The sequence below is a fragment of the Roseateles sp. genome (assembly GCF_046300915.1).
GTDB lineage: Bacteria > Pseudomonadota > Gammaproteobacteria > Burkholderiales > Burkholderiaceae_C > Kinneretia.
In genome coordinates this window covers 1-19963 of sequence record NZ_JBKCLH010000061.1, presented here as the reverse complement: position 1 = coordinate 19963, position 19963 = coordinate 1, and the positions used below count along the sequence as shown (strand labels likewise).

18 protein-coding genes and 1 riboswitch are annotated in these 19963 nt (G+C 68.0%); of the genes, 9 read left to right on the top strand and 9 right to left on the bottom strand.

All coding sequences use genetic code 11. The features are described 5' to 3' along the window. Positions 1-104 precede the first annotated feature (104 nt). Genes ACK5F2_RS04670 through ACK5F2_RS04660 form a run of 3 tightly spaced genes read right to left on the bottom strand, consistent with a single transcriptional unit; the run spans position 105 to position 2535 of the window. Positions 105-1256: an FIST N-terminal domain-containing protein gene (locus tag ACK5F2_RS04670; protein WP_409863133.1), complete on the bottom strand. Its 1152-nt coding sequence runs from the start codon at positions 1254-1256 to the stop codon at positions 105-107. Then, positions 1253-1996, bottom strand: a complete 744-nt coding sequence (locus ACK5F2_RS04665) for a PhaM family polyhydroxyalkanoate granule multifunctional regulatory protein (protein WP_409863132.1) — start codon at positions 1994-1996, stop codon at positions 1253-1255. The genes ACK5F2_RS04670 and ACK5F2_RS04665 overlap by 4 nt, the downstream gene beginning before the upstream one ends. Positions 1997-2052: 56 nt before the next feature. Continuing rightward, entirely contained in the window at positions 2053-2535 is a 483-nt protein-coding gene (locus ACK5F2_RS04660; protein ID WP_409863131.1) for a TIGR02281 family clan AA aspartic protease, read from the bottom strand. 200 nt (positions 2536-2735) lie between these two features. Here ACK5F2_RS04660 and ACK5F2_RS04655 point away from each other — a divergent pair, with 200 nt between their 5' ends. Together ACK5F2_RS04655 and ACK5F2_RS04650 are read left to right on the top strand one after the other, a co-directional pair. Beyond that, the gene (locus ACK5F2_RS04655; protein ID WP_409863130.1) at positions 2736-4646 is read left to right on the top strand and encodes an amidohydrolase; all 1911 of its coding nucleotides are present in this window, start codon (positions 2736-2738) and stop codon (positions 4644-4646) included. 72 nt (positions 4647-4718) lie between these two features. After that, on the top strand, positions 4719-6179 hold the full coding sequence (locus ACK5F2_RS04650) for an alginate export family protein (RefSeq protein WP_409863128.1): 1461 nt from the start codon (positions 4719-4721) through the stop codon (positions 6177-6179). A 51-nt stretch (positions 6180-6230) separates the two neighbouring features. Here ACK5F2_RS04650 and ACK5F2_RS04645 read toward each other — a convergent pair whose 3' ends face one another. The 3 genes from ACK5F2_RS04645 to ACK5F2_RS04635 form a co-directional block, all read right to left on the bottom strand. Then, a complete protein-coding gene (locus ACK5F2_RS04645; protein ID WP_409863126.1) occupies positions 6231-8531 on the bottom strand; it encodes an ATP-binding protein in 2301 nt (766 codons plus the stop codon). 114 nt (positions 8532-8645) lie between these two features. Beyond that, positions 8646-8933, bottom strand: a complete 288-nt coding sequence (locus ACK5F2_RS04640; protein WP_133601598.1) for a DUF3567 domain-containing protein — start codon at positions 8931-8933, stop codon at positions 8646-8648. 167 nt (positions 8934-9100) lie between these two features. Beyond that, complete coding sequence (locus ACK5F2_RS04635) at positions 9101-10177, bottom strand: DUF3108 domain-containing protein (RefSeq protein ID WP_409863124.1); 1077 nt, start codon at positions 10175-10177, stop codon at positions 9101-9103. A 46-nt stretch (positions 10178-10223) separates the two neighbouring features. Between ACK5F2_RS04635 and ACK5F2_RS04630 the strand changes: the two genes are divergently transcribed. Genes ACK5F2_RS04630 through ACK5F2_RS04615 form a run of 4 tightly spaced genes read left to right on the top strand, consistent with a single transcriptional unit; the run spans position 10224 to position 12876 of the window. Further along, a complete protein-coding gene (locus tag ACK5F2_RS04630) occupies positions 10224-11234 on the top strand; it encodes a fumarylacetoacetate hydrolase family protein (protein ID WP_409863123.1) in 1011 nt (336 codons plus the stop codon). Between the two features lie 47 nt (positions 11235-11281). Further along, positions 11282-11974, top strand: coding sequence for a DUF4197 domain-containing protein (locus ACK5F2_RS04625; RefSeq protein WP_409863122.1), 693 nt, complete (start codon positions 11282-11284; stop codon positions 11972-11974). Next, entirely contained in the window at positions 11974-12618 is a 645-nt protein-coding gene (locus ACK5F2_RS04620) for a pyridoxamine 5'-phosphate oxidase family protein (RefSeq protein WP_409863120.1), read from the top strand. The genes ACK5F2_RS04625 and ACK5F2_RS04620 overlap by 1 nt, the downstream gene beginning before the upstream one ends. Positions 12619-12660: 42 nt before the next feature. Next, the gene (locus tag ACK5F2_RS04615) at positions 12661-12876 is read left to right on the top strand and encodes an oxidoreductase-like domain-containing protein (protein ID WP_409863118.1); all 216 of its coding nucleotides are present in this window, start codon (positions 12661-12663) and stop codon (positions 12874-12876) included. 37 nt (positions 12877-12913) lie between these two features. On the opposite strand, the gene ACK5F2_RS04610 is transcribed toward ACK5F2_RS04615, so the two are convergent. Further along, entirely contained in the window at positions 12914-13744 is an 831-nt protein-coding gene (locus tag ACK5F2_RS04610; RefSeq protein ID WP_409863116.1) for a prohibitin family protein, read from the bottom strand. A 93-nt stretch (positions 13745-13837) separates the two neighbouring features. Further along, positions 13838-14233: a rhodanese-like domain-containing protein gene (locus tag ACK5F2_RS04605; RefSeq protein ID WP_409863114.1), complete on the bottom strand. Its 396-nt coding sequence runs from the start codon at positions 14231-14233 to the stop codon at positions 13838-13840. Positions 14234-14269: 36 nt separating this feature from the next. Here ACK5F2_RS04605 and ACK5F2_RS04600 point away from each other — a divergent pair, with 36 nt between their 5' ends. After that, a complete protein-coding gene (locus ACK5F2_RS04600) occupies positions 14270-15331 on the top strand; it encodes a homocysteine S-methyltransferase family protein (protein ID WP_409863112.1) in 1062 nt (353 codons plus the stop codon). Positions 15332-15337: 6 nt separating this feature from the next. On the opposite strand, the gene ACK5F2_RS04595 is transcribed toward ACK5F2_RS04600, so the two are convergent. Next, positions 15338-16540, bottom strand: a complete 1203-nt coding sequence (locus tag ACK5F2_RS04595; RefSeq protein ID WP_409863111.1) for an HD-GYP domain-containing protein — start codon at positions 16538-16540, stop codon at positions 15338-15340. An 87-nt stretch (positions 16541-16627) separates the two neighbouring features. After that, positions 16628-16714: riboswitch (S-adenosyl-L-homocysteine riboswitch) on the top strand. Between the two features lie 63 nt (positions 16715-16777). Here ACK5F2_RS04595 and metH point away from each other — a divergent pair. Then, entirely contained in the window at positions 16778-19516 is a 2739-nt protein-coding gene (gene metH, locus ACK5F2_RS04590) for a methionine synthase (RefSeq protein WP_409863109.1), read from the top strand. A 136-nt stretch (positions 19517-19652) separates the two neighbouring features. After that, a complete protein-coding gene (locus ACK5F2_RS04585) occupies positions 19653-19916 on the top strand; it encodes a hypothetical protein (protein WP_409863107.1) in 264 nt (87 codons plus the stop codon). Positions 19917-19963 lie beyond the last annotated feature (47 nt).

Below are 19963 nucleotides of genomic sequence, written 5' to 3'. Positions count from 1 at the left end.
GCGGCTCTCTCCTGTGAGCGCTACTGTAGCGGCAGCGCCGCGCGGACTTGGCCGCGGCCAGGTTCCGACAGTGCTGCCGTGCGCATGCCGAATCGGGCTTGGCCTCAGCGCTCCAGGAAGACGGTCAGCACCCCGGTGAATCCGTGCAGCCGGCCCCGCTGGGCAATCTCGCCGCCGGCAAAGAAGCCCACCAGGGGCAGCTCGCCCAGGCCGTGGCGCAGCCATTGCAGCTCGGCCGAGGGTGCGCCGAAATGGGGGCCGCCGCGGCCGGCACAGCTGATGTAGAGCGCGCCCAGCATGCGCAGGCCCTCCTCCTCGGCTTCGGCGCGCAGGGCCGTGCCCATGCGCAGCAGATCGCGCCGTGCCGCTTCGGGCTGGCGCTCGCAGAAGCTCAGGCTCAAGCCGGTTTCCACCCGCTCGGCCAGGCCCACGGCCCGGCGTGCCGGGTCCAGGCCGATCAGGTGCCGGACCAGCACCTCAGGGCCATACTCGCTGCGACCGCGGCTGCCGGGCTGGGACAGGCCCACCAGGGTGCGCCGCAGGCGGGGCAGGGCTTCGCGCAAGGCCGTGTCGCCCGCGGTCACGGGCAGGGCCAGGTCTTGCAGCAGGCAGTCCAGGGCCGGTCTGCCGTCCAGTTCCAGCAGCAACTGGCCCTCGCAGGCGGTGATGCGCCGCTCCGGTCCCAGGGCCTGGCAACCCTGGCTGAGCCGGGTACGCAGCTGCACACCGGAGCCGAAAGCCACGCCGGAGAGGCCGCCGCGCCAGATGCCCTGGGCGATCTGCACCGCATCCTCGTGGCCCACGGCCAGACCCCCGAAGAGATGGCCCTGGTCGGTCTGACCGGCCAGTTCGGCCAGCAATTCCTGCAGCTCGGGGGTGTCTCCGTCCGCATGGACCAGGGCGGCCTCGGGGCGCCAGCCGGCCAGGGGCTGGTGCCCCGAGAACACCCGGAACTGTTCGCGAGGCAGCTCGGCCAGCATCAAGGCCAGGGCCGGTTCGTCCTCGAAGTACTCCACGCCCTCGGCGCAGATGCCCGGAGCGCTGGCGCCCACCCAGGCCACGCCCGGCCAGCGCTGCTGCAGCTCCTCCAGCAAGGTCTCGGTCTGGGGCACATAGGCCTCGGCCAGATACACCCAGCCCAGGCTGGGGGCGCCCATGCCGCAGGCATGCCTTTGCGCCTCGATCTGGGCGGCCGCCAGGGCCAGGGCCATGTGCGGATCGGGATGCGTGGCGTGGGCGTGGATGAAGCGTTTCATGGGGTCGCGCCGCCGCTGCGCCGGCGGCTGGCACTGCCGCTGGTCTTGCCACGGCCCGAGCTGCCGGCACGGCTGCTGCGTGTCTTGGGCTTGGCACCCGCGGTGACGGCCGCGGCCGCGCTGCTGCCGGCCGTCTTGATCATGGCGCCCGGCATGGCGGCGGCCTTCTTGAGCGTCTCGCCCGCGGCATCGAAGCTCTGTTTGACGATGGCGCCGGCCAGGTTCTTGGCCGCGTCGGTGGCCGTGTCCTTCATGGCGTTGGCCGCCAGCTGGGTGAATTGCTGGCTGAGCGAGGACCACCACTGCATGGGATCCACCGTGGGCAGGTTGCCCGCCGCGGGCACCGCCTCTTTCTTGGCCTTGCCGCTGCCGCCAGCCTTGGCGGTCGGCGTGGCTGCCGTCGGCATGGCCGGCATTTCAGGCAGGCCCGTGGGCATGGGCGGCACCTTGAGTGCCTGGCTCAGATCGCCCAGGGGCACGTTCATGGACTTGAGCGTGGACAGGGTCATGCGCTGCACCTCCAGGGCCTGGATGGTGGCGCCCAGCATGCGGGCGTTCTGCTCCAGCCAGAACTGCACGGTGCGCAGTTCCTCGATGCGCTTTTCCAGCTCCTCGGGGTTGAGCGTGGGGGCCACCCATTGCCCGATGCCCGGCAGGGCCGCGCCGGCGTTCTTGACCAGGCCTTGCAGAAAGTCGAAGCCGGGCACGAATTTGGTGAAGCTGTTGCTGCTGTCGGCCATGGGGTCTCCTGGATCTTGTCGGATGCGGTGGGTGACTTGCCGGCTCGATGGTAAGCCTAGGGCGCTTCAAATGTGAGACGACCCTGGCTCTGGCTGAACTGCATGCGTCCCAGCAGGTCCATGCCCAGCAGCGGCGCATGCAGCTCGGGCAGCACCGTGACGGGCAGGCGCTCGGCGCGTACACCGCCTTCCAGCGTGATGGTGGCCCGGCTGCGCCAGCCCATCACCAGACCTCCGGCGGTCTGCGAGCGCACCTCGCCTTCGGGCTGCAGGCCCGCCTGGCGGGCCAGGGCCTCGGGCAGGGCGGTGCCGCTGGCGCCGGTGTCCACCAGAAAGTCGGCCTCCACGCCGTTGATGCTGCCCCGCCAGTGGAAGTGGCCATCCGGCGCGCGCTGCAGCACGATGCGCCCGTCCTGCAGTTCGATGCGCGCCTGTTGCTGCCGGTGTTCCCAGCCCTTGAAGCCCAGAAACACCAGCAGGGTCACGCCCAGCCAGACGGTGACGATCTTCAGGCTATGTGGCAAATCCTTTTGCGTCATGCCGTTACGATGCCATGGAACCTTGTCATCCTGCGAGTCCGGCTGCAAAAGCCTTCCAGGGGTTCCGCCTTGACTGCAACCGGCATGAGCAGTTTTGACTGTCTTGATGAACTGCCGCGATGGCCTTGAGGAGTTCCATGAATCACCCACCCCACAACGTTCATGTTCGTGCCGCTGTCCAGCGAGCAAGGTACCTGCGCATGCTGGCTGCCGCCATGCCGCTGTTGGTGGCGACCTGGGTCTCGGCACAGGAGCAGGCCGACAAGATCTACACGGGGGGCACCATCCTGACGATGGAAGATGCCCAGCCTCGTGCCGAAGCCCTGGCAACACGTCAGGGCCGCATTCTGGCCGTTGGCAGCCGGGCCGAGGTCATGCGCCATGCGGGCGCCGCGACCGTGATGGTCGATCTCGGTGGACGCGCCTTGCTGCCGGGCTTCGTGGACAGCCATGGTCATGTGGTGGGTGGTGGCTTGCAGGCCTCGTCGGCCAATCTGCTGGCGCCGCCCGATGGCCAGGTGAAGGACATCGCCTCCCTGCAAGGCGTGCTGCGCGCCTGGCATGTCGAGCAGGCAGACATGGTCAAGCGCTTGGGTGCCATTGTGGGCTTTGGCTATGACCCGGCCCAGTTGGCCGAGCGACGCCACCCCACGGCGGCGGATCTCGATGCCGTGTCGACCGACATTCCGGTCTATCTCATCCATCAGTCGGGCCATTTCGGCGCCGCCAACACGGCGGCACTCAAGAAGCTGGGCATCACCGCCCGCAGTCCCGATCCCGCGGGCGGCATCATTCGGCGTCTGGCGGATGGACGGCCCGACGGCGTGATGGAGGAAACGGCGCACTTCAACGCGCTGGTGAAGTTGTTGAGCGGGCTGGGTGCGGAAGGCTTTGCCGAGTTTGCCCGGGCCGGCGCGCGACTGTGGGCTCGCTACGGCTACACCACGGCCCAGGAAGGGCGCGCCATGCCGGATACGGTGGGCACGCTGCGCATGGTGGCCGCCAAGGGCGGCTTTGACATCGACATCGTGGCCTTCCCCGACGTGCTGGTGGACCGCGACTTCATCAAGGCCAATCTGTCACAGAACTATGTGAACCGGGTGCGGGTGGGCGGGGCCAAGCTCACCATCGACGGCAGCCCGCAGGGCTTCACGGCCTGGCGCGATCGTCCCTACTACAAGCCCGTGGGCAACTATCCGCCAGGCTATGCCGGCTACCCCGCCGCGACCGAGGCGCAGGTCATTGACGCCATCGCCTGGGCTTTCAAGAACGGGGTGCAGATCCTGACGCATTCCAACGGCGAGCGGGCCTCGGACGTGCTGCTCGGCGCCGTCCGTGCCGCACAAGCTGAACATGGTCCCGGCCGGCGCCCGGTGCTCATCCACGGGCAGTTCCTGCGCGAGGATCAGCTTGACTCGCTCAAGGAACTGGCTGTCTTCCCCTCGCTATTCCCCATGCACACTTTCTACTGGGGCGACTGGCATCGGGAGCACACGGTAGGTCCCGTGCTGGCCGACGATATCTCGCCCACGGGCTGGGTGTTGCAACGCGGCATGATGTTCGGCACCCATCACGATGCGCCGGTGGCCTTCCCCGATTCCATACGGGTGCTGTATTCAACCGTGACGCGCCGCTCGCGGTCCGGAGATATTCTGGGCCCCAAGCATCGCGTCAAGGTGGAGGCGGCGCTCAAGGCCATGACCCTCTGGCCGGCCTGGCAGCACTTTGAGGAAGCCAGCAAGGGCTCCCTTGCGCCAGGCAAGCTGGCCGATCTGGTGCTGCTCTCCGCCGATCCCACGGCCATGGATCCCGAGAAGCTCGACACCCTCAAGGTCATGCAGACCATCAAGGAAGATCGGGTGATCTACAACGCCGACGGCCAGCGTGCCGAGGGATGGGAGCGTTCCCTGGCCGGCGAGTCGGGCGCGGCCTTCTCGCGCGCGCTGCAGGTGCTGGCCTCCTATGCCGAGATGTCGGGCCTGCCCGATACCGAGGTGCGCCGCGGGGTGGCCCTGATGCGCGCGGCGCCGCCGTCCATGCATTCCGGTGCCTGCGTTTCGAGCTTCCTGCTCATGGCCATGCGGGGCCAGAGCGCGGGGCTCGGTCAGTGAGGATGCGGAGTGCGCGAGGTTCGCGCACTGGCCGCAGTCCGATGCAAGCCTGCTTGTGAGGGAGAAGAAGTCATGAAGTCCGTATGCATGTCGGGCTTGGGGTGGGCTTTGCGGGCCGTATTCACACTGATGCCGGGCCTTGCCATGCAGGGTGCCGCCTGGGCTCAGGGGTCTGTGCAGGCTGGCATCAGCTCGGCCGAGCCCAGCCCTTGGCGCTGGCACTTCCAAGCTGGCCTGAATGCGGTGGCGGAGCGTCACCTGTTCTGGAACCTTGCCGAGTTGAGTGCTGCGGGCCAGGGTTATGACGCCAACAAGCAGTGGCTGGAGTCCTATGTCAAACCGGGGCTCAGCCTGCAGCACGCGCTGGGTGGCGGGAATACGCTGCACGGGAAACTTTCGGCCGTTGCCTCCTACACCAGTGGCACGGATGCCTTCGCTGAGGGCAATACCGGCGCCGTGACGTTTGAGGAGGCCTATCTGGGCTGGAAGGGGGCGATAGCGGCCGGGCAGGGCTATGAGCTCTCGCTGGGGCGGCGCGAGCTGAAGCTGGGGACCGGCATGCTGATTTCAAACGGCGCGTCCAACGGGTTTGAGCGGGGTGCCCTGAAGTTTGGTCCGCGCAAGGCCTGGGACGAGAGTGCCATGGCCATGCTTGATGCGGGACCGTACCGCGCCACGGCCTTTTTCCTGAGTCCCAACGAGCTGCTCTCCTCGGACGGCAAGAACCGTCTGGCGGGTTTGGATTTGCGCACGGACGACGCGCAAGGGGCTTATCTGGGTGCAACCCTGTTGCGCGTGATCAACTCAGGTTCGCCCTATGCCCAGGCTGCACCGGGCGGTGTGGGCGCGCCCAGTGTGCTGCCGGGCGCACGCGAGGGTACGCGAGCCCTGAGCATCTATTCATCCATCGGACCTCTGCAGGGCCTGCTTGAGCATTGGCAGCTCTCGGCCGACCTGGCATACGAGTGGAACGAGCGCATCAATCTGCGCGCCTGGGCGGGGCGGGTGCAGGCCCAGTACCGCCTCGCGCGGCAGCCCTGGTCGCCGGTCCTGAGCTATGCCTATCAAAGCTTCTCCGGCGACGATCCGAATACCAGCCGACTGGAGCGTTTTGATCCCCTGTATTACGAGGGCAATCCCAGCGCCTGGTCCACGGGCTCCAAGTCCTCGATGGCCTTTGTGAACTCGAACGTCAACGCGCATCTGTTCGCGCTCAAGCTGCAGCCCTCGCCCCAGCATGTGTTGACCCTGCGCTATGCGGTGATCCGGGCCAACCAGCTGCGCAGTCCCATACAGTTTGGTCAGGCCACCCGCTTCGACACCAGTGGCTCGAGCGCCAACCTCGTGGCGGGCGTTACGACTCCCCAGCTCGCGCGTGACCTGTTCCTTGAATACAACCGCGTCGTGAACCGCAACACCTTTGTGTCCGCTGGCATCTCAACCTCCTTGCCCGGCCAGGGCATACGTGATGTGCTGAGTAGCCGCACACCCAATTGGAGCGGGGCTTACCTGAACGTCGTCGTCGACTATTGAGGCCGCTGGGCGGCGCACCCAGTAGGTGGGGCGGCAGCAAGGCCATGCTTGTTAGCTGAACCCCATCGCCCGCCGCTGCCGTACCTCCGGTTTCACCCGGTGCTCGGCCTCCAGCTGGCTGAGGAACTCGTCGGGGCTGAAGGCCTCGCCCAGGATCTCGACTTGCTGGCGCACGGCAGCGAAGTCGCCGGGGGTGAGCTGGTCCAGGGCGACCAGGCGTCGGCGTTGATCGGCATCGGGCGGGGTGCCGGACTCGCGCTCGAACATCAGCTCGCGCTGCTCGGGGCGCAGGGCCTTGAAGCGGATCTTGAAGGCAAAGCGGCGCAGCGCGGCCTCGTCCAGCTCCTCGAAGAGATTGGTGGTGCAGATGAAGACGCCGGCAAAGCGCTCCATGCCGGCCAGCATCTCGTTGACCTCGCTCACTTCGTAGTGGCGCTCTGCCATGCGGCGGCTGCGCAGAAAGCTGTCGGCCTCGTCCAACAGCAGCACGGCGCCCTCGGTCTGGGCGCTTTCGAACATGCGGGCCATGTTCTGCTCGGTTTCACCGACGAACTTGCTGGCCAGATCGCTGGCGAGCTTGATCATCAGCGGCCGGCCCAGCTCCTGGGCGATGTGCTCGGCCAGCGCGGTCTTGCCACTGCCGGGCGGGCCGTAGAAACACAGATTGCCGCTGCCGCGCCGGCGCAGCGCCTCGACGATGCGGGGCAGCTCGAAGCGAGACTCCACATTCAGCAGTTCCAGCGCATAGCGCGTGACCACGGGGCGGCGCGCATGGTCCTGGCCCAGCTGGCCCAGGGCGCGGTCGGCATTGGCGAGCTGGCGCTCGATCAGGGCCTCGGCGTCCAGGCCTGCTTCGCCGCTGCCGGGCGCGGCCAGCTCGGCAAAGCGCACCGCGGTGCGGATCTGGGCGGGCGTGAGGCCGCGACGCTCGGCCAGACGGGCGGCAAACTCGGCGCTCACCTGCACCCCGCCCAGGGCGCGCTGCACCAGCGCAGCCCGCGCACCCGGCGGTGGCGACTTGAGCTCCAGGTGGTACTGGAAACGGCGGCGGAAGGCGGGGTCAATCTGCTCAATGCGGTTGGTCACCCAGATCACCGGCACGGGGTTGGTTTCCAGGATCTGGTTGACCCAGGCCTTGCCCGAGACCGAGCCCGAGGCCGGCGCGTCCAGCGCGGCGTCGAGCCGGGCCATCAGCTGCACGGTGTCCGTGGACAGGGGCGGGAACACGTCCTCCACCTCGTCGAAGAGCAGGGCCACATCGGAGCTGGCCTTGAGAAACTGCTGGCTGATCTGCAGGCTGCGGTAGCGGTCGCGGCCGGAGAGGGAGTTGCCATCGCGGTCGGCGTACTCCACCTCGTAGAGCTGCAGGCCCGCGGCCTCGGCCGCCACCTTGGCCAGTTCGGTCTTGCCGGTGCCGGGCGGGCCGTAGAGCAGCACGTTCACACCCGGCTGGCGGCGCGCCACGGCCTCGCGCAGCAGGCCGCCCAATAGCGCCAGGTCTTGCGTCACGAACTCGAAGTCCTGCGGGCGCAGCTCGCTCTTGGCAGCGGGGCGGGTGAATACGGCCATCAGATCCCCGGGCGCGGGGTACTCGCGCATCAGCACGGGGGGCAGCTGGTCGCTGACCTTCATCAGGTCGGCCAGATCGGTGATGTTGTGCTCCGAGATCAGGTTCTCCACCATGCCGATGCGCTCCAGGCGGGAGCCGGCGCGCAGGGCCTCGGCCACCTCCTGGGCGTTGACATCGGCCACCGCGGCGATGGCGGCAAAGGCTTCCTGGGCGGTGTTGACCTTGAACTCCACCAGGGCGCCGCGCAGCTCGCGCTGATAGCGGGCCAGGGTGCCGTAGAGCAGGATGGCGCGCTCCGCCGGATTGAGCTGCAGCAGCTGGCCCAGGGCAGCGATGTTCTTCTCGACCAGGGTCGATTCCTTCTTGAGCTGGCGGTCCAGCCACTCGCAGGTGGTGGCCAGCAAGGCCATCATGTCCTTGGGCGCGTCCTTGATGTATTCGTCCAGGTAGAAGAAGAGTGTGGCCTCGGCAAAGGGGCCGTGCCAGATGCCGTAACGATCGAGGAACTCCTCGTCGCTCAGCGAGGTGTGGCCGGCCCAGAGCTCATTGCCCTGGCAGCGCTGGGCCAGATAGGCACGCAGCCTGGCCAGCACGCGCAGCGGCCAGACCAGATGGCGACCGGTGAAGGAGAGCAGGCCGTTGAAGTCGCGCCGCAGATTGAAGCGAGCGGCGTGCTTGACCGTGAGCGTGAGCACGAAGTGCGAGCACATGCGGTCCAGCACCGGAGCCCGGGCCAGGCCCGGAGACGCCAGTACGCGTGGGTCGCTGATGCGCTTCACCATGGGGCACTCCTCACGGAACCGGCGCGGTGGGGCGCCGGAATCAGCCCCATCTTGTCTCAGTGTGCCGTGCTGTCAAGCCCGGCAGCGGTGGATGTGGATTTGGGGGGGCAGGCCTCAGTGCATCACCACGGGCTGCTGACCCAGATTGGCGTAGGTCTCGATGAAGTCATCGATATCTTCTTCGCTGGGGTCTTGCTCCATCAGCGATTCGACGCCTTGCTGGAACTGCTCGGCCAGCGCGCCCTCAATGAAGATCTCGCGGCGGGCGTACTTGTCCACGATCTCGAAGCCGCCGCGGCTGAGCTGCAGCTCGGGCTGGCTGGCATCGTGCTGCAGCAGGCCTTCCACGGGCACATCGAACTGAACCACGATGAAACTGGGGGAGTTGTAGAGCATGTGCATGATGACTCCTCGTTGCCCGGTAGCTGCGGTCAGCCTAAGCGCTTTCAAGCCCGGCCTTGGAGAAATACTGGCAGAAGGGCCTGCGTTTCGGGGGATACCCCACGGTGCTTGTGGTGCTGGAGCGTCAGTAGTTCACGCCATGGCGCTTTTGCCGTCATGATGCCGGGTCAGGGCAGTGGCGCGCCGTGCAGCGCCTCGGTCTGCAACTCCAGCGTCCAGCGCAGCCGATCGCCCTGGCTGTGCAGCAGCCGCACCGGCAGATGGTGGCGCGCGGGATCCAGCCAGACCTCCACCTGAGGTTCGTAGAGTCCGGGTGCGGCGCGCCGCAGATGCAGGGCGCCCGTGATCGTGCCCACGGGTAGGCTCAGGTCTTGCCGGCCCAGGACCTCGAACTCCCAGTCGGCCAAGCTGCCGCGCACGCCCGCCACGGGCAGCTGGATGCGGCTGCCGGTCTGGCGCAGACGGGGATCACCCTCCAGCAGGGCGGCGAGTTGCAGCATCCAGCTCAGCCTGTCCTGTGCGCCGGCGGGCAGAGGGATCTGCTCAGGGCTGGCCGAGAAGCTGATCAGGCCCTGCTCGCGCCGGAAGTTGAGCGCGCGGCTGTCCTGCTGCGCTCGTCGCTGTTCGGCAAAGCGAGTCGGCGCCAGGCCCAGGGCGTCAAAGCCGCCTTCGCTGCGCCATGCAGGCAGGGGACGGCCGGCGAGCTCGCGCTGCAAGCGGGCCTGGTAGCGGCCGTCGGTCTCGGCGTTCTGCCAATGCAGGCGGGCCCAGCCGTCCTGCTCATCCTGCTGCAGGCGGTACTGCCAGTGCAGGCTGGGCGCGGCGAGGTAGCGCCTGGCGCTGTCCGGCGTCTCCGGCGCGCTCAGCCCCGGGGCAGGGGCGGATGATGCCGCAGACGGTGCCGCAGATGATGTCGCAGGTATTGGCGTCGCCCCGGCCAGACTCATGGGGCGCACGGGCCTGGGCTGTGGCGCGGCAGGCTTTGCGGCGGGCTCGGCGGCGGCTTGCCGCATGTCGGGATCGACCGAGGAGGGGGGGGCGGCGGCCGCCACGGTCTGTTGCCGCGTCTGCATGCTGCTGGTGGGCCTTGCAGAGGAAGTTGCAGAGGGAGCTGCCGAGGGCGTGCCGGGGCTGGAGCGTGGCGCGCCTGCCTCCATCCACCACAAGCCCAGGGCGGCATGCAGGCCCAGGGCTGCCAGCACGGCGGCCGGCAGCCCGCGGGCGAGGCGGGGGTGAAGACTCATTGGACAATGCTGCCATGTTCGTCCTCCTGCGGATCTCCTCCATCCGATGAAGCTCGCCACCTACAAGGACGGTTCGCGCGACGGCCAGCTGGTCGTGGTCTCGCGCGACCTCAGCCAGGCCCATTACGCCAATGGCATCGCCACGCGCCTGCAGCAGGTGCTGGATGACTGGAACTTCCTCTCGCCCCAGCTGGAGGAGCTCTACACCACGCTCAATCACGGCCGTGCGCGTCACGCCTTTGCCTTTGACCCCAAGCTCTGCATGGCGCCCCTGCCTCGGGCCTATCAGTGGCTTTCCGGTTCGGCCTATCTGAGCCACCAGGAGCGGCTTCATCAGGCGCGCGGGGCGGAGCTGCCCGATGGCCTTAGTCGCGAGCCCCTGCTGCAGCGGGGCGCCAGCGACGCCTTCTTGGGCCCCTGCGAACCGGCGCGCTTTGCCGCCGAGGCCATGGGCCCCGACTTTGAGGCGCAGATCGCCGTCATCACGGGCGATGTGGCCCTGGGCGCGTCACCGGCCCAGGCCCTGGAGGGCGTGCGCCTGCTCGCCCTTGTCAATGACTGGACCCTGCGCCAGCTGATGCAGGCCGAACCCGGCCGCGGCCTGCCGCAATGCAAGCCCGCCACGGCCTTCGGCCCGGTGGCGATCACACCCGACGAGCTCGGGGAGGCCTGGAAGGGCGGGCGTGTCCATCTGAACCTGCAGACGCAGTGGAATGGCCGCAAGGTCGGCCAGTGCGAGGCGGGAGAGGGGATGCACTTCCACTTTGGCGAGCTGATCGCCCATCTGGCCAGGACACGGGCCCTGCGCGCCGGCTCCATCGTGGGCTCGGGCGCGGTGAGCCCGAAGGACGCGAGCCGGGGCTATGGCTGCATTGCCGAGAAGCGCGCCCTGGAGACGCTGGAGCACGGCGAGCCGCGCACCGAGTACATGAAGTTCGGCGACAGCATCCGCATGGAGATGAAGGGCCTGGACGGACAGAGCCTGTTTGGCGCCATCGACCAGGATGTGCTGTCCCTGCATGAGGCCGCTGAGCCCGATTCCGCCACGGCGGACTGAAGCGGCGGCTTGCTATGCTGGGCAGACCACAAGGAGGATGCCCCGCCATGGATACCGCAGCGCGACGCCAATTTCTGCAGCAGGCTGGCAGCGGCCTGTTCTTGCTGGGCCTGGGGGTCCGGCCCGCCCTGGCCCTGAGTGAGAGCGATGCCGCCGTGGGCATACGCACGGCGCTGGAGCAGGGCGCCGTGGCGGCCGTGAGCTTGCTGGGGCGCAATGACGGCTTCCTGGCCAATCCGCGCGTTCGCATCGAATTGCCGGGCTACCTCAAGGATGCGGCCAAGCTGCTCAAGGCCACCGGCCAGGGGCGGCGCGTGGACGAGCTGATCACCGCCATGAACCGGGCGGCCGAGGCGGCCGTGCCCGAGGCCCGTGCGCTGCTGGTGAACGCGGTCAAGAGCATGAGTGTGGAAGACGGCTTGCAGATCCTGCGCGGTGGCGACGATGCCGCCACCCGCTTCTTCGAGAGCAAGACCCGCACGCCGCTCTCGGCCAAATTCCTGCCCATCGTGAGCCGCGCCACCGAGCGCGTGGCCCTGGCCGACAAGTACAACGCCGTGGCCGGCAAGGCCGCCGGCCTGGGTCTGGTGCGCGGCGTGGACGCCAATATCCAGCAATACGTCACCGGCCGGGCCCTGGACGGGCTCTACCTGGTGATCGGCGAGGAAGAGAAGAAGATCCGCCAGGACCCGGTGGCCAGTGGCAGCGCCATCCTCAAGAAGGTCTTTGGGGGGCGTTGATGAGCGAGCTCGCGCCCTGGCTGGACCGCCGCCACGACCTGGACAGCCTGGACAAGCTGCGCGCCGTCTATCCGGCGCCCGAGGCGCCGGCCACGCTGGACAAGGAGTGCGATCATGTGCACCCCCTGTACCGCCCCTTCATCGAGGCCGCGCCCTTTTGCGTGCTGGCCACGCGCAGCCCGCGCGGCTTGGACACCTCACCGCGTGGCGACCCCGCGGGCCGCCTGGTCGAGGTGGCCGATGCCCACACCCTGCTGCTGCCCGACCGCCGCGGCAACAACCGCATCGACAGCCTGCGCAATCTGCTGCACGACCCCGAGCTGGCCCTGCTCTTCCTGATTCCCGGCATTGGTGAGGCCTTGCGGGTGCAAGGCCTGGGTCGCATCAGCACGGCGCCGGACCTGCTGGCCCGCTTCGAGTTCGAGGGCAAGCTGCCGCGCTCGGTGCTGGTGATCGAGGTGAAGCGGGTTTTCTTCCAGTGCGCGCGCGCCATCAAGCGCTCGGGCCTGTGGGACCCGGCCAGCCGCATCGAGCGTGCCAGCCTGCCGTCCACCGGGGCCATCCTGCAGGCCCTGAGCCCGCGTGTGGACGGTGCGGCCTATGACGCTGAACTGGAGGCGCGGCAGGCCCGCACGATGTACTGAGCCGGTCTCGCACTCCGGTGCATTCTGCTCCAATGCGGGGCCATGATTCATCGCCCCATCACCGACCGTGCCAGTGCCTTGGCCGTCCGCCGCGAGCTGCAGGCCCGGGCCACCCAGCGTGGCGTGGCGCTCGGCGAGCCGCCCGCGGAACCCGACAACTGCTGCGATAGCGGCTGCGAGGCCGCCTGCGTGTGGGAGACCTTTTATGCGGAGATGGGCTACTGGCGGGATGAGTCCCTGCTGCGCTTAAAAGACTGAGCGCGGCCCTGTCTTCCCGCGCTGCTGGCAGGATGTCTTACTTGCTGCTGCTCCCAGCCCCATTGAGCTGCACGAAGGGTGTGCCGGCGCCTGTGTACTGCGGCAGCTGTCCGTTCCACTTCTTGATGGCTTCGGCCTCGTTCTCCAGCTGCTTGAGGCGCAGCAGGTCGGGCGTGATCTCCAGGCGCTTGGCCTTGAGCGATTCGGCCTCGCCGCGGGCCTTAGCCAGGGCCTGTTCGGCCTCCACCTTGATTCGCTCCAGGTCACGCTCGGCGGTGAGCTTCTTCTGCTCGGCCTCCACCTTGGCCTCGATGGCCTTGTCGAACACGGCGCTGAAGTCGTAGTTCACGGCGGCTAGCGAGTCGACGATCACGCCGTGGCGGCGCAGGCGCTGCTCCAGCGCATCGCGGATCTTGCCGCTCACCTCGGTGCGTTTGGTCACCAGTTCCTCGGCCGTGTATTGAGCCGCGATGGCCTTGGTGGCCTCCTGAGCTGCCGGCTCGATCACGCGCAAGGCCACCGCATGCTCGTTGCCGATGTTCTGAAAGGTCTGGGCCACCAGGGCGGGGTCCAGGCGCCAGTTCAAGGCGGCGGACACCGAGACCTGCTGCAGGTCTCGCGACGCCGCCACGCCCTTGCCCTCGTTCTTCTGCAGGCGCACATCGATCATGTGCACCCGGTTTACCAGGGGCACGACAAAGTGGATGCCTTCGCCCAGCGGCTCGGGATCGACCTTGCCGAAGGTGGTGATCACGCCGCGCGTGCCGGACTGCACGATGCGGATAGGGTTCAGCAGGCTGAAGACGATGTAGAGGCCGAAGAGCGCGGCGGCGATCTTGGCGATCCAGGACAGGGCTTTGGTGTTCATGGGCATCCTCGATGCAGGTGCCCGCACGCTAGCAGGGCCGCGCGGCCCTGCCTACGGCCCAAAGGGGTGATGTCGCGGCAGCCGCAACGGCGGCTACATCTGCTCCCACGGCAGCCCCTCAAAACGCCAGCCGTTGAGCGTGTTGCGATGGAAATGCTCGTCGGGGTCGCCCTCGAAGCCGTGCACGATATTGATCACCTCGCTGAAGCCCGCGGCCTCCAGGGCCTGGCCGGCGGGCAGGGTGCGGGTGCCGGAGCGGCACAGCAGCAGCAGGGGGCGGTCCAGGGCCCCGTCCACCTCGCGCCGCACCTGGCTGACGAAGCGTTCGGGGTCGGCGTGCATCTCGGGGTACTCGTACCAGGCCACATGGATGGCGCCGGGCGGGTGGCCCACATAAAGGTATTCCAGCTCCATGCGGATGTCGATGAGCAGGGCCTCGGGATGGGCTTGCAGATAGGCGTGGGCCTCTTTGGGGAGCAGGTGCTTCATGGAAGGGGGTATTGACGCCTTGCCTAGAATGGCGGCATGAGTTCTGCCTCCACCCCGGCCGCCTACACGCGCGGCGCCCAGTTGCCCGCCATTCTGCAACAACGCATCGCCATCCTCGACGGTGCCATGGGCACCATGATCCAGCGCTACAAGCTGGGCGAGGCCGACTACCGCGGCGAGCGCTTCGCCGCGCATCACAAGGACCTCAAGGGCAATAACGATCTGCTGGTGCTGACCCGTCCCGAGGTCATCACCGAGATCCACGAGCAGTACCTGGCCGCCGGGGCCGACATCATCGAGACCAATACCTTCGGCACCACCTCGGTGGCGCAGGAGGACTACGAGCTGGGCGAGTTCGCCTATGAGATGAATGTGGCCGCCGCCCGCCTGGCCCGTGCCGCCTGCGACAAGTACAGCACGCCCGACAAGCCGCGCTTTGCCGCCGGCGCCCTAGGCCCCACGCCGCGCACCGCCAGCATCAGCCCGGATGTGAACGACCCCGGCGCCCGCAATATCGATTTCGACACCCTGCGTGCCGCCTACTACGAGCAGGCCAAGGGCTTGCTGGAGGGCGGGGTGGACCTGTTCTTGGTCGAGACCATCTTCGACACGCTCAATGCCAAGGCCGCGATCTTCGCCCTGGACGAGCTGATGGACGACACCGGCGAGCGCCTGCCGGTCATCATCTCCGGCACCGTGACCGATGCCTCGGGCCGCATCCTTTCGGGCCAGACCGTGACGGCCTTCTGGCACTCGGTGCGCCATGCCAAGCCCCTGGCCATCGGCCTGAATTGCGCCCTGGGCGCCACCCTGATGCGGCCCTATATCGAGGAGCTGGCCAAGGCAGCGGGCGACGTGGCGGTGAGCTGCTACCCCAATGCCGGCCTGCCCAATCCCATGAGCGATACCGGCTTCGACGAGACGCCGGATGTGACCGGCCGTCTGGTGGGCGAGTTTGCTGCCGCCGGCTTCCTGAACATCGCGGGCGGCTGCTGCGGCACCACGCCGGCGCATATCGCCGCCATTGCCCAGAGCGTCTCGGCCTACAAGCCGCGGGTCAGTGGCCAGCGCTTCTTCACGGAGCTGGTGCAGGACTGAGCGCGCTCAGTAGAGCTTGAGCAGCTTGTCGAGATTCAGGCGCAGCTTGAGCTCGTGCGGCGCCAGGCTGGCGGCGATGGCCTGACTGGCCAGACGGGTGTCGCGCAGCACCGGCTCGCTCAAGGGGTTGCCGCTGCGGCCCAGCAGGGCCGCAACCAGAGGCGCATTGGCGCTGTGGCCGCGGCGCGCCACCACGCCCTGCTCACCATGGGCCCGGCGCACCACGCTGCCCGGGGGATCGCGGCCCACCGACTGGATCAGGGCCGAGCCGGGCGCGTCGGGGTGCTGCAGCTCGTCTAGATAGGCCGCTCGCGCGGCCTGGGCCGCCGACAAGGCGGCGCGGCTGCGGCGCGGCGAAAGCCGTGCGCCATAGATGTCCACCCGCTTGAGCACGCGAGCCATCTGCTCGGCCGGGCTGCGCCCCTCTAGCGGGCCGGGGCCCGCCTCGTGGTGCAGGCGCACCACCTGCAGCCACAGCGCATCACTCACGCCCAGCTGCTGGAGCAGCTCGGCACTGCGGTCGCCATGGCCGCTGAGCATGGCGCGCTGGGCCTCGTCCGGGCGCTCCTGCTGGGCGGCCAGCTTGTCCTGCAGGCTGCTGATGGCGATGTTCATGCTCAGCGCGGCGCGGGCCAGCACCGCGCGCTGCTCCTCGGGCCAGCCCAGCTGCCGGGCGCAGAGTTCGGCCACGCACAGGCAGAGCAGACCGTGGCGCGCGCTGTAGTGCTGGTGCTCCTGGCTGGCCTCCTGGATCAACAGCATCAGGGTCAGATCGGTCTGCTGCCGAGTGCGGCGCAGCAGGTCCTGGGTCAGGCCCTCGAAGCGGGGCAGAAAGTCTTCCGCACGCGGCTCGCGCAGCAGGCTGTGGGTGTGCAGCAGCAGATCGGCCCAGGCGGCGCGCTCGTCGGTGGGGGTCTGTGTCTGGCCGCGATCGCCACGCGCACTGAAGTCGCTGCGCACCCGCGAAATCTCACCCAGGGTGGCGCCGCGCAGCATCAGGGTATCGGCCTTGTGGGCCATGGCACGCTGGTACTCCCGGGTTTCCTCGGCCATCACGAAGGCGCCATGCTCGATCAGGGCGCGGACCTTGGGGCTGTCCTCCAGGCGCTGGCCGCGGGCGATCAAGAGCTTGCCCTCGGCGTCGCGGATGGAGAACTCCAGCAGCTGGCCGACGCGCAGGCTTTGGGGGGGCAGGGGAATCAGGTCCACGGTGTCTCGCTCTTGGTCTGCAGGGATTGTCGTCCCGCTGACCGCGGGCTTGAGCCTCAGGGGCGGGCTTGCGCGTAAAATCGCGCACGGTCCGAGGAGCGTTGCGACGGTTGAACCGCCAGGCTCGGAACAGGGGCGGTGATGCACCGGCCCACGCAACGACGCTCACCGATCCACGCACCGTCCGTGGCCGCGGTGAGTTCGCGGCCCCATTTCCTTCGTGATACCGAGGCCGCCATGACCGCCAGCACCACCGCCCAGACCCCGCCCCCGATGAAGCTTTCCGGGCTGGAACCGGTGCTCATCGGCGCGGACTCGCTCTTCGTCAATATCGGCGAGCGCACCAATGTGACCGGCTCCAAGGCCTTTGCCCGCATGATTCTGGCGGGTCAGTTCGAGGAGGCCCTGGCCGTGGCGCGCCAGCAGGTGGAGAACGGCGCCCAGGTCATCGACATCAATATGGACGAGGCCATGCTGGACAGCAAGGCCGCCATGGTGCGCTTCCTGAACCTGATCGCCAGCGAGCCCGAGATCGCGCGTGTGCCCATCATGATCGACAGCTCCAAATGGGAGGTGATCGAGGCCGGGCTCAAGTGCATCCAGGGCAAGGGCATCGTGAACTCCATCTCGCTCAAGGAAGGCGAGGCCGAGTTCAAGCGCCAGGCCAAGCTGCTCAAGCGCTATGGCGCCGCCACCGTGGTGATGGCCTTCGACGAGACCGGCCAGGCCGACACCTTCCAGCGCAAGATCGAGATCTGCGAGCGCGCCTACCGCATGCTGGTGGACGAGGTGGGCTTCCCGGCCGAGGACATCATCTTCGACCCCAATATCTTCGCCATCGCCACCGGCATCGAGGAGCATGACAACTACGCCGTGGACTTCATCGAGGCCACGCGCTGGATCAAGCAGCACCTGCCCGGCGCCAAGGTCAGCGGTGGCGTCTCCAATGTGTCCTTCAGCTTCCGCGGCAATGAGCCGGTGCGCGAAGCCATACACACCGTCTTCCTGTACCACGCCATCAAGGCCGGCATGGACATGGGCATCGTCAATGCCGGCATGGTGGGCGTGTACGACGATCTGGATGCCGAGCTGCGCGAGCGCGTGGAAGACGTGGTGCTCAACCGCCGCTCCGACGCGGGCGAGCGCCTGATCGAGATCGCCGACCGTGCCAAGAGCGCCGGCAAGGACGAGTCGGCCCGCCTGGCTTGGCGTGCCGGCGATGTGAATGCGCGTCTGAGTCATGCCCTGGTGCATGGCATCACCGACTTCATCGTGGCGGACACCGAGGAAGCCTGGCAGGCCATCCGTGCCGGTGGCGGCCGGCCCCTGCATGTGATCGAAGGCCCCTTGATGGCCGGCATGAATGTGGTGGGCGATCTCTTCGGCCAGGGCAAGATGTTCCTGCCCCAGGTGGTGAAGAGCGCGCGCGTGATGAAGAGTGCCGTGGCCCACCTCGTGCCCTATATCGAGGAAGAGAAGCGCCAGCTGGCCGCGGCCGGCGGCGATGTGAAGCCCAAGGGCAAGATCGTGATCGCCACCGTCAAGGGCGATGTGCACGACATCGGCAAGAACATCGTCACCGTGGTCCTGCAGTGCAATAACTACGAGGTGGTGAATATGGGCGTGATGGTGCCTTGCCAGGACATCCTGGCCAAGGCCAAGGTGGAGGGGGCCGACATCATCGGTCTCTCCGGCCTGATCACGCCCAGCCTCGAGGAAATGCAGCATGTGGCCGCCGAGATGCAGCGCGACGACTACTTCCGCATGAAGAAGATCCCCCTGCTCATCGGCGGTGCCACCACCAGCCGGGTGCATACGGCCGTCAAGATCAGCCCGCATTACGAGGGCCCGGTGGTCTATGTGCCCGATGCCTCACGCTCGGTGGGCGTGTGCACCGAGCTGCTCTCGGACGAGCGCGCCACCCGTTTCATTGACGAGCTCAAGGCCGATTACGAGAAGGTGCGCGAGCTGCACGCCAGCAAGAAGCAGACGCCCTTGGTCAGTCTGGCCCAGGCCCGCGCCAACAAGCTGCAGCTGGACTGGGCCGGCTACCGGCCGCCGGTGCCCAAGTTCATCGGCCGCCGCGTCTTCCGCAACTACGATCTGGCCGATCTGGCCCAGGCCATCGACTGGGGCCCCTTCTTCCAGACCTGGGACCTGGCCGGCCCCTTCCCGGCCATCCTCAAGGATGAGATCGTGGGCACCGAGGCCCAGCGCGTGTTCAGCGACGGCAAGCGCATGCTGCAGCGCCTCATCGAAGGCCGCTGGCTGCAGGCCAATGGCGTGTTCGGCCTCTACCCGGCCGCCCAGGTCAATGACGACGATATCGAGATCTACACCGACGAGTCGCGCAGCGAGGTGCTGATGACTTGGCGCGGCCTGCGCATGCAGTCGGAGCGCCCGGTGGTGGACGGGGTCAAGCGCCCCAATCGCGCCCTGGCCGACTACATCGCGCCCAGGGGCACGGTGCCCGACTACATCGGCCTCTTCGCCGTCACCGCCGGCATCGGCGTGGACAAGAAGGAGGCCCAGTTCGAGGCCGAGCATGACGACTACTCCGCCATCATGCTCAAGGCCCTGGCCGACCGTCTGGCCGAGGCCTTTGCCGAGCGTCTGCACCAGCGCGTGCGCCAGGAGTTCTGGGCCTATGCGCCGGACGAGGGCCTGGACAACGAGGCCCTGATTGCTGAAGCCTACCGCGGCATCCGCCCCGCGCCCGGCTATCCGGCCTGCCCGGACCATCTGGTCAAGCGCGATCTCTTCCAGGCCCTGAACCCGGCCGAGATCGGCATGGGCCTGACCGAGGCCATGGCCATGACCCCGGCGGCCAGCGTCAGCGGCTTCTACTTCTCGCACCCCGAGTCCAGCTATTTCAATGTGGGCCGCATCGGCGAGGACCAGCTGCAGGACTGGGCGACCCGCATGGCCCTGGACGAGCGCGAGGCCCAGCGCGCGCTCGCGCCCCTGCTGGGCTGAGCGGGGCCTGGCCGCTGATGGACAGGCCGGGCACAAGCGCTTACAAAGACAGGTCGGCGCGGCGCCTGTTCAGGCGTTAAGTTCGCAGGCCCGGTGTTGCGGCACAGGGCATGCATGAACAACAAGGAGGATCGCGATGAACCTGTCCCTCAACTCCAGCCAGACCATTGCGGCCGTGGCCATTGCCGGCGCTCTGCTGGCCGGCGCCTATGCCGTGGGCCGCTCCAGCGGCGGCAGCGAGGCCCCCGCGGTCCCTGTGGTGGCCACGGCGCCCGAGGCGGCCAAGCCCGAGCCGGTGAGCGAACCCGCCCCGGCGCAGAAGACGGAGCTCCCGGCCGAGGCCCCGGCGGCGTCCACCCCGCCCAAGCCGGTCGCCAAGCAGGAAACGCTCGGCTCCTGAACGGCCGGCTTGGGGGCGGGCTTGGGAGCGGGCGTCGCCGGCTTGGC